The organism is Oscillochloris sp. ZM17-4 (assembly GCF_019599295.1).
Taxonomy (GTDB): Bacteria; Chloroflexota; Chloroflexia; order Chloroflexales; family Chloroflexaceae; genus Oscillochloris.
On record NZ_JAIEWN010000012.1, the window covers coordinates 138,319 to 147,786 of the forward strand.

General features: G+C 66.8%; 8 protein-coding genes and 1 pseudogene. 7 read left to right on the top strand and 2 right to left on the bottom strand.

The genetic code is table 11. The features are described from left to right. A partial coding sequence (locus K2Z83_RS11565) for an NAD-dependent epimerase/dehydratase family protein (protein ID WP_220595334.1) occupies positions 1–887 on the bottom strand: 887 nt, incomplete at its 3' end. A 122-nt stretch (positions 888–1,009) separates the two neighbouring features. Then, on the bottom strand, positions 1,010–1,225 hold the full coding sequence (locus K2Z83_RS11570) for a DUF2892 domain-containing protein (RefSeq protein WP_220595335.1): 216 nt from the start codon (positions 1,223–1,225) through the stop codon (positions 1,010–1,012). Between the two features lie 209 nt (positions 1,226–1,434). Between K2Z83_RS11570 and accB the strand changes: the two genes are divergently transcribed. The 7 genes and pseudogenes from accB to K2Z83_RS11605 form a co-directional block, all read left to right on the top strand. After that, positions 1,435–1,959: an acetyl-CoA carboxylase biotin carboxyl carrier protein gene (gene accB / locus K2Z83_RS11575; RefSeq protein WP_220595336.1), complete on the top strand. Its 525-nt coding sequence runs from the start codon at positions 1,435–1,437 to the stop codon at positions 1,957–1,959. An 11-nt stretch (positions 1,960–1,970) separates the two neighbouring features. After that, positions 1,971–3,239, top strand: coding sequence for an exodeoxyribonuclease VII large subunit (gene xseA, locus K2Z83_RS11580; protein WP_255603785.1), 1,269 nt, complete (start codon positions 1,971–1,973; stop codon positions 3,237–3,239). After that, positions 3,239–3,460, top strand: coding sequence for an exodeoxyribonuclease VII small subunit (gene xseB, locus K2Z83_RS11585; RefSeq protein ID WP_220595337.1), 222 nt, complete (start codon positions 3,239–3,241; stop codon positions 3,458–3,460). Before xseA ends, xseB begins: the two co-directional genes overlap by 1 nt. Before the next feature lie 108 nt (positions 3,461–3,568). After that, positions 3,569–5,539, top strand: coding sequence for a hypothetical protein (locus K2Z83_RS11590; protein ID WP_220595338.1), 1,971 nt, complete (start codon positions 3,569–3,571; stop codon positions 5,537–5,539). A 101-nt stretch (positions 5,540–5,640) separates the two neighbouring features. Then, on the top strand, positions 5,641–6,582 hold the full coding sequence (locus tag K2Z83_RS11595; protein WP_220595339.1) for a glycosyltransferase family 2 protein: 942 nt from the start codon (positions 5,641–5,643) through the stop codon (positions 6,580–6,582). Further along, the gene (locus tag K2Z83_RS11600) at positions 6,536–8,020 is read left to right on the top strand and encodes an undecaprenyl-phosphate glucose phosphotransferase (protein ID WP_255603786.1); all 1,485 of its coding nucleotides are present in this window, start codon (positions 6,536–6,538) and stop codon (positions 8,018–8,020) included. Before K2Z83_RS11595 ends, K2Z83_RS11600 begins: the two co-directional genes overlap by 47 nt. Before the next feature lie 552 nt (positions 8,021–8,572). Beyond that, a pseudogene (locus K2Z83_RS11605) lies at positions 8,573–9,468 on the top strand (arginine decarboxylase); the annotation flags it as partial.

Here is a 9,468-nt window from a genome sequence, read left to right on the forward strand (position 1 = left end):
AAGAGCGGGTCGGCCGGCGGCTCAAGGCCGAGCCGGGCACGCATCAAGCCGATCTCCGCCGTGAAGCGGGCCACCTCCACGCTGCGGGCCGGCCGCAGGTCGAGCCGCGAGGAGGCCCCCGGCAGGGCCATCACCCGCTCGGCCAGCTGGAGCAGCGGCGTGCCCTGCCCGCTGCCGACGTTGATCGGCTGGCCGATGATGTCGGCCGCGGCGGCGCGCAGCATCGCCTCGACCACCTGATCGACGTAGACGAAGTCGATCAGCTGCTGCCCGCCGTAGACGATCATCTCCTGGCCCTGGGCGGCGGCCTCCATCCAGAGCGGGATGACCCGGTCGCGGTCGCGCGGGCCGTAGACGTTGGCCAGGCGCAGCACCGCCGTCTCCACGCCGTAGGTGTTGAGGAAGACGCGGGCGTACAGCTCGCCGGCGGCCTTGCTGGCGCCGTAGGCGTTCTTCGCGTTGAAGGGCGTCCCCTCGGGCACCGGCAGCCGCTCCACCTCGCCGTAGACCTCGCGGGATGAGGAGAAGACCACCCGCCGCACCCCGCCGGCGCGGGCCGCCTCAAGCACGTTCACGGTGCCGGCGACATTGGTCGTGAACGAGTAGCTCATATCGCTCACCGCGCCCATCACGTTCGACTGTGCGGCGAGATGGTAGATCACATCGGCGCCCGCGCAGAGGTCGCGGAGGGCGGCGGCGTCGCGGATATCGACCTCGGCGAGTCGCACGGCGGGGTTGTCGGCGTGCTGCGCCAGGTGCTCCTGTCGCCCGCGGTGCATGTTGTCCACTGCGATGATCTCGCCGGCGCCGTCGCACGCGAGCCGGTCGATGAGGTGGCTGCCGATAAAGCCGGCGCCGCCGGTGACGATGATCTTCATCTGGGGCATTCTTTCTTCAGTGTGCTAGATCTACCCATAGGCAGTATACGATAAACAAAACGCGAGCGCCGGGCGATTCGCCCGGCGCTCGCGGAGCAGGAGGGCCGCAGCGCGCTGCGCCCCCGTACATGTTATTTCCCCGGCACCTCGCCCTTGTTTGTCTTGATCCCGAGCACGCTGTAGAGTGGGCAGAAGCCCATGGCGGCGGTGGCGAACAGCACGACCGCCAGCAGGCCGACGATAATCTGGAAGATGCCGGTGAGCATGAAGACGGCCGGGATCATCATCAGGACGCCAAGCACGAGCCGGAGGTCGCGGTCGAGGGTGCCTGTATTCTTGGGGAGCATGGCGCTATTCCTTTTCTGTGATATCTGGCGCAATATTGCATGGCATGAGCATAGCATAGCCGCTTTGTCCGTAGAGCGTAGGGATGACTATTTTCGGTGAACGTCCCTCCATCGTAGGGCGTCGTGACGCTATGCGTCACGCTGTACGTGTACTATTCTATGCTACAATGTGGCGGTTTATGCCTCAAGCGACCTGGTGACAGCAAACAATGAATGATGTGACAGCGGAAACCCCCGAGAGCGGCGATGATTTTGGCCTGAGCGCCGTGCGCGAGCTGCTCCGGCTGATGAATCAGACCGATATTACCGAGATTCTGATCGAGCGCGGCGACACGAAGCTTCACGTGAAGCGCGGCACGGCTGTCCCGGTCCCGACTTCCCCCATCGGGCAGATGGTGGCCCAGGTCAGCGCCCCAGCCGCGCCCACGCCCGTGCAGCCCCTCTTCTCGCCTCAGCAGCCGGCCCCCGAGAGCGCGCATATCGCCATGCCCGCCGGCCACACGATCGCCGCGCCGATGGTGGGCACGTTCTACTCGGCCGCATCACCCAAGGACGCGCCGTTCGCCCAGGAGGGCGACGAGATCCACGTCGGCGACCCGGTCGGCATCATCGAGGCCATGAAGATGATGAATGAGATCGAGAGCGAGGTCTCCGGCCGTGTCGCCCGCATCCTCGTGAAGAATGGCCAGCCCGTCGAGTATGGCCAGCCCCTGATGGTGGTCGAGCCGCTCTAGTTGATTGCAGATTGCAGATTGCAGATTGTAGATTGCAATCTGCAATCTGCAATCTGCAATCTGCAATCCTTATGCAAGCACTTGGCGTCGCCCAGCTGAATAGCTACCTGCGCGAGCTCCTCGAGTCCGACGAGATCGTGCGCGATATCTGGGTGGCGGGCGAGATCTCGGAGTTTCGCCGCTACGCCTCCGGCCACTGCTACTTCACCCTGAAGGATGCGGGCGCGACGATCCGTGGGGTGATGTGGCGCTCGTTCGCCGACCGCCAGCCATCGCTCCCGCAGGTGGGCGACGCCGTCCTCGTCCACGGCAAAGTCTCGATCTATGAGGCGCGGGGCGAGCTCCAGCTGGTGGTGGATACGATCGTGCCCGCCGGCGCGGGCCTGCTCAATGCGCGCTTTGAGGAGCTGAAGATCCGCCTCGCCGCCGAGGGGCTGTTCAGCCCCGAGCGGAAGCGCCCCCTGCCCGATCTCCCCCGCCGCATCGGCGTCGTCACTTCGCCCCAGGCCGCCGCCCTCCAGGATATGCTCAATGTGCTGCGCCGGCGCTGCCCCCTCGTCGAGGTGCTGGTCTCGCCGTGCCTCGTCCAGGGCGACCGCGCGCCCGACAGCATCGTCGAGGCGCTCTACGCGATCTATCAGGCGGACGTCGACCTGATCATCCTCGCCCGAGGCGGCGGCTCGATCGAGGATCTCTGGTGCTTTAACGACGAGGCAGTGGCCCGCGCCGTCTTCGCCAGCCCGGTGCCCCTGCTCACCGGCGTCGGCCACGAGACGGACACGACGATCGTCGATTTTGTGGCCGACCTGCGCGCGCCAACGCCCTCGGCCGCCGCCGAGCTGGCGGTGCCCGACCTCGCCGACCTGCGCGCCCAGGTGTCCGACGCCCGCGCCCGCCTGGGCGGCGCCGTCTCCGATGGCCTGGCGCTGCGCCGGGGCGACGCTCAGTCGCTCGCCCGGCGGCTTGAGCTGGCCGCACCCCTGCGCCGGGTCGCCCAGGGCCGCCAGCGGATCGATGATCTTGCCCGCCGCCTCTCCGCCCAGACGCTCCGCGCGGCTGAGCTGCGCCGCGCCCGCCTGCGCGGCCTTACCGCCCAGCTCGCGGCCCTTAGCCCCCAGGCGACCCTCGCCCGCGGCTATGCGGTGGTGCGCCGCGCCGCCGGCGGTCAGGTGCTCACCAGCGCTGACCAGACAGCCCCCGGCGATCGCCTGATGATCACCCTGCGATACGGCGACCTGCTTGCCGATACCGTTGCATCCGCGCCAGAGGAGGATCGCTGATGAGCACCCAAACTCCCGTTGATACCTATGAGGCACGCTACGCCCGTCTGCAAGAGGTCGTCGCCCAGCTAGAGATGGGCGAGCTCTCCCTTGACCGCACCATTGCGCTCTATGAGGAGGGTGTTGTCCTTGCAGCAGAGTGCCAGGCGCTCCTGGACGCAGCTGAGCTGCGGGTTCAGCAGCTTCAGTCTGGTGAGACGGCGATCGACCTCGAAGCCTAGCGTAGGTTTCGTCGTGGGCTGCCGTAGGCAGTACGCGCAGGCGGGGAGGAGGGTGAGAGGCGCAGCCGCCCTGGCTGCTGCCGGCTTCCTGTCCCCTACGGAGATGGCATGTATCAGGCTGAGACGATCCATAAGTACCCGCGCCTTCTGACCACTATTATCGAGCTGCTCTGTGTCCTGCTGGTTGTGCTCACCTCGGCTCGGATCGGGTTTATCTTTCTGCGCGCGCTCTGGGATATCTACGGCCGCAACGACCTGATGATCGATCAGGTGCCGCTCCTCCCCGGCGTTGTGGGCTGGATCGAGAGCGGGGCCGCAGGCCACGCGGTTATTTTTGGCGATCTCTGGCCGGCCCTGATCGTGCCCCTGGGATGGTCGGCGCTGGCCCTCTTCGCCACGATTATACTGCGCAACACCTTCCCGGCTGTGCGCGCCAGCGCCCATGGCCTGCTCGTCGAGTTCGCCGGCTCGTGGCTGCCTATCCCCTGGGAGCGCCTGCTGGCGGCCAAAGTGACGGCGGACCTCTCCGGTGAGCACTTTATCCTGCTTGTCCAGGCAGATAGGGGCAGCCTGACCTTCTGGCACCGCCTCTACAGCCTGTTCTACGGCCTGAGCTGGCGCGCCGGATTCTATATCACCTCGAATATTAGTGAGTTTGACCAGCTTGTCCAGACGATCCTGAGCGAGAGCGAGCGCACCGCCCGTGCCAGCGAGACGGCTCGCCCCGTGCGTCTCCAGGAGGATGCGCCATCGCCGCTGTTTCGTCTGCTGCTGAGCCCCGGCGCGTTCTTCAGCCGCGGCGCCGCTGTCGATGCACCGGCATCAGCTGGGGCAGCCGCACGGCCCTCGACGCCCGGCGGCGCGGAGGCGGCTTCCTATCCCTCGCGGATCACTACGCTGATCGGCGTCGTCGTCGCCATCCTGGCCGTGCTCGCCGGCCTGCGCTACCTGTCCCTCTGGTCGAGCTTCATCGCGCTGGAGATCCCCGCGCTGCGTGACGTGCCCCCCTTCATCTGGAACTTCGGCGACCCGCGCTACCGGGAGCTGTATAACGCCTACCGTACGCCTCCGGTGCCCTTCCTCGGCGTCGCCGGGCGACCGGACCTGCCGGCCCCCTGGTGGATCCTGATAGCGGCACACCTGATGCTGCTGCTCGCTATCGCCGCCATCCTCTGGCTGCGCAATCTCTTGCCCGCCATAGAGTCTCGGGAGCAGGGGATCGCGGTGCGCGACACGCTGCGCGGGCGCTGGCTTCTCGTTTCCTGGGATCGGGTGCGGGCGCTGAAGCTGACCGAGATCTCTGAGCAGAGCCAGATCCTGCTGCTCCAGGGCCGTGGCATGCCCTCCAGCCAGCGTCTCACCAGCCTGCTCTACGACGGCAGCCTCGCCCCTGGCGTGCTAATCACCTCGGCGATCAGCAACTTCCAGCCGATGCTCCAGCACGCCCTCGGCCATATCACCACGATCGAGGCGGCCGGCGGCCCGCCGGTGCTGCGCCAGGATGCCCGCTCGTCGCTGCTCTGGATGGCCTTCGGCGGGCGCGCCGCCCGTGAGGCGCTGGTCGCCGATGCGCGCGCCGACGCCGGCACTCGCGTGGCGCGGCTCGCCGGCCTGCTGCCCTCCGCCCGCACGATGGCCGTCATCGCGCTGCCACCAGCCCTGCTGATCGGCCTCGGCGGCCTGCTGAGCGACCGCGTACCCTCCGTGGGTCTGATCGTCGCTGCTCTGGCCCTCTGGATCTTCGGCATGCTGGAGTGGCCCCTGATCGGGCTGATCTCGGTGCTGCTGGACGACAACACCGGCGGCGGAGAGGAGGGCTACCGCGCCTTCTATCTCTACCCGACAAGCCAGCTCCCGCGCCTGCTGCCCCTTGTCGCTGCCATCATCCTCCAGATCGTCGGTGTGCCCCTTCTCCCCGCCCTGGCCTGGATCGGCGCGATGGCCTGGGCCTTCTGGCTCGGCCGTGGCCTCTGGGAGGCGCTCTACGAGTGGCGCGGCAGCCAGGCCATCCTCGGCGGCCTGCTCCCCGTCTTCTGGCAGCTGCTCCTGCTGATCGGCTACCTCGTCGCCACGCGGTAAGGGCGCAGCAGCGCCGCGCTGCTGCGCCCTTACGAATCGGAGGCGGTGCTATAATATCCCCGCCCTTGCTGTGCCCACACGCTGTGCGGCGTGGAGAACCTATGCCCAGCCTCGCGATTGTCATCCTGAACTATAACCGGGCCGACCTGCTCGCCGACTGCCTGGAGTCGATCTACGCCGCCCCGACCCGCTGCGCCCTTGATGTCTGGGTGGTCGATAACGCCTCCAGCGATGGCAGCGCGGCCATGGTGCGCGCCCGCTTCCCCCAGTCCCGCCTGATCGAGAGCCCGGTCAACGGCGGCTACTCCTACGGGAATAACCTGGCGCTGCGCGAGCTATTGCAGATTGCAGATTGCAGATTGCAGATTGCAGATGTCTGCAATCTGCAATCTGCAATTCCCGACTACGTCATGCTCCTCAACAACGACACCGTTGTGCCGGCGGGCGCGCTCGACGCCCTGGTGGGCTACCTGGAGGGCCACCCCGAGGTCGGCGCGGTCGGGCCGAAGCTGCTGCTCCCCGATGGCTCGCTCGACCTGGCCTGCCGGCGCAGCTTCCCCACCCCCGAGGTGGCGCTCTACCGTATGCTCGGCCTCTCCCGGATCTTCCCCAAGAGCCCGCGCTTCGCCCGCTATAATATGACCTACCTCGACCCCGACCAGGAGACGGAGGTGGACGCGCTGGTGGGCGCCTGCATGCTGGTGCGTGGCGGGGTGCTGCGCGAGGTGGGCCTGCTCGACGAGCAGTTCTTTATGTATGGCGAGGATCTCGACTGGGCCTACCGCATCAAGCAGTACGGCTGGCGGATCGTCTACCACCCGCGCGCCGTCGTGTACCACTATAAGCGGGCCGCCAGCACGCGCAGCGCAATACCCTCGATCCGCGCATTCTACGAGGCGATGCGGATCTTCCACCGCAAGCATTACGCCGCCACCACGCCCGCCCCGCTCAATGTCCTGATCGAGCTCGGGATCACGCTGAAGGAGTTACTCGCCCTTGGCCGCAATTACCTCCTCCCCCCGGCAGCGCGCCGAGTCGGCTAGGCAGCGGGCGCTGCTGCGACCGCGCACCTGGAGCGCGCTGCTGCGCGCTGGCCTGGTACTCTGCGACCTGCTGGCGGTCAATGCCGCCTTCATCGGCGTCTACCTCCAGAATATTGATGCGATGCGTGCCGCCGGCCTGCTGCTGCCCTCGGACCCGCAGGCGGCCCTGCGCTTTATGCTGCTCTTCAACATCGCGGCCCTGGCGGTGTTCACCTTCAACGGCCTCTACGAGATGCGCCGGGGCTCCTCGCGCGTCGATGAGGCATTCAAGGTGCTGACGGCGATCTCGCTCACCACAGTGATCGCGCTGATGATCAACACCCTGCTGCCCGCGCTCGGCGCGGAGGATCTACCCTGGAGCCGCGATGTGCTGGCCTGGAGCTGGCTGTCCGCCCTGATCGGCTGTGTGGCCCTGCGGGTGCTCCATCGCCAGCTGACGACCTGGCTGCGCCGCCGCGGGGTCGATACCCGCCGCGTCCTGATCGTCGGCGCCCGCGAGCCAGGCCTGCTGGTCTGGAAGACGATCCGCCGCCGGCCCGCGCTCGGCTACCGGGTGCAGGGCTTCCTCTCAGACAGCTCGCCGATCGGCGCGATGGTTGAGGATCTGCCCGTCCTTGGACGCACCACCCAGATCAGCCGGGTGGTGCGGGCCACCCAGGCCGATGAGGTGATCATCGCCCTCTCCGGCCGCTCCAGCTACGATCTGCTGGAGCTGATCAACCTGGCAGAGGACGAGTCGGTGGCGATCAAGGTCTACCCTGACACCTTCCAGCTGATCACCAATAATGATCTTTCGATCGGCGACCTGAGCGACCTGCCGCTGGTGAGCGTGAAGAACGCCGCCCTCGATAACCCCTGGAACCGCTCGCTCAAGCGCGGCCTGGATGTGGTGGTGGCCTCGGCGCTGCTGCTGGTAGCCGCCCCACTGATGTTGCTGATCGCCCTCGCCATCCGGCTTGAGTCGCGCGGGCAGGTCTTCTTCCTCCAGGAGCGGGTGGGCATGGATGTGCAGCCCTTCTGGATGATCAAGTTCCGCACCATGCGCGTGGACGCCGAGCGCCTGGGCACATGGACGACCCCCAACGACCCGCGCGTCACCCGTATGGGCCGCCTGCTGCGCCGCAGCAGCCTGGACGAGCTGCCGCAGCTGATCAATGTGCTGATCGGCCAGATGAGCCTCGTCGGCCCGCGCCCCGAGCAGCCGCGCTGGGCCGAGCAGTTTAGCCTGCAGATCCCGCGCTATATGCGCCGCCATAAGGAGAAGGCCGGTCTGACCGGCTGGGCCCAGGTGAACGGCCTGCGCGGCGATACAAGCATTGAGGACCGCACCCGCTACGACCTGTACTATATCGAGAACTGGTCGCTGCTGCTGGATATCAAAATCATTCTACGGACGATCGCGAATCTCCTGACTGGGAAGCAGGAAAACGCGTATTGACGTGGGCCGCCGGTGGGTGTATAATGCACCCTCGGTTGAGCCAATCAACCTTGGTACTCGCGCCCCCCGTTACGTTTTTGGGTCACGGGTTTCGCGTCTCGGGAAGGCACCCGACACACGTAACACGCAACACCGAACACGAGGCGGATATCGCTGTCGCAGCAGTCGCTGGTGACTTGCTGGCTTGTGTGGCAGCGTCGGGCGGGCTAGTGTGAGGCAGTATGGACGGCTCTGACAATGTATGCGCACCTACGCTGCGCCATCCAGACTGCACCCCTGTGACGCCTCCTCAAGGAGGGCGGGCATGATCCGCCTGGGCCACACGCAGGCGCTATACTATAGCACCTGAACGTAGCCTCCCTCCTCTGCTGGCCCCTGCACATGGTGCAGGGGCCTTTTTGATCTTCACACGCAGCGTACGCATATCTCTGGCTCCGCTGTGGCGCACATGCGCCACGGTCAGTCTTCGTGCGCGCTGCGCGCTGCTCGAACGACGTCGAACACACTCGGAGGTTGGGGCGGCACCGCCGCCAGTTAGTCCCCAGGAGGGCATTGGTACAATTGAAGCAGCAGATCTACGCCGAGTACATCAAGGATCGCCACGGGCTCGCCGATGCGGGCCACCTGACGGACTTTCTCTCCCGCGAAAACGGCCAGCTTATGCTGGGCGGGCGGGCGAACCTCAACGAGCTGGCGCAGAGCCACGGCGCGCCCCTTGAGGTGGTATACACGCCGCAGATCACGACGCAGGTCGAGCGCATGCGCGCCTGGGCCGATCAGGCCCGCGACCGAAGCGAGTACGACGGTGCCTTCCTCTACGCCTACGCCACAAAGGCCAACTTCGCCGCCGAGGCCGTGGAGACGGCCCTGGCCGCCGGCGCGCACTACGAGACGTCGGCCGCCGCCGATGTGACGATTGCCCATAGCCTCTGGCGACAGGGCACCCTGCCCGAGGGCAGGATGATCTTCTGCAACGGCTCGAAGGAGCCGAACTACCTCGAAGCAATCCGTGACCTGCGCACGGACGGCTGCGAGACGATCGTGCCGGTGCTCGACGACCTCGATGAGCTGCGCTCCCTGCTGCCCTGCCCAGCCCCGCTCCAGATCGGCGTGCGTGAGCGGGCCGCCGGCAATCGTGACGGGCGCCACCCCGGTCAGGACCGCTTCGGCCTGAGCGCCGCCGAGATTGAGGAGGCCGCCGCACTGATCGCCGGCAGCCGGCATCGCCTGGTGCTCTACCACGCCATGATCGGCAGTCAGGTCGAGGATGAGTTCCACTTTCTCGCCACCCTGCGCGAGTCGGTGGCCGGCTACTGCCGCATGCGCCGGCGTGTGCCGAGCCTGCGCTACCTCAACTTCGGCGGCGGCGTGCCCACCTCGGGCTACAGCCTGGGCTTCGCGTTCGACTACGCCGGCTTCCTGACCAAGCTCATGATGGTCATCCGCGA

What these genes read in the sequence shown, in the direction of transcription:
- K2Z83_RS11570 (WP_220595335.1), bottom strand. Translation starts at nt 1,225, where the DNA reads ATGCTCCCCAAGAATACAGGCACCCTCGACCGCGACCTCCGGCTCGTG.
- accB (WP_220595336.1), top strand. Translation starts at nt 1,435, where the DNA reads ATGAATGATGTGACAGCGGAAACCCCCGAGAGCGGCGATGATTTTGGC.
- xseB (WP_220595337.1), top strand. Translation starts at nt 3,239, where the DNA reads ATGAGCACCCAAACTCCCGTTGATACCTATGAGGCACGCTACGCCCGT.
- K2Z83_RS11590 (WP_220595338.1), top strand. Translation starts at nt 3,569, where the DNA reads ATGTATCAGGCTGAGACGATCCATAAGTACCCGCGCCTTCTGACCACT.
- K2Z83_RS11595 (WP_220595339.1), top strand. Translation starts at nt 5,641, where the DNA reads ATGCCCAGCCTCGCGATTGTCATCCTGAACTATAACCGGGCCGACCTG.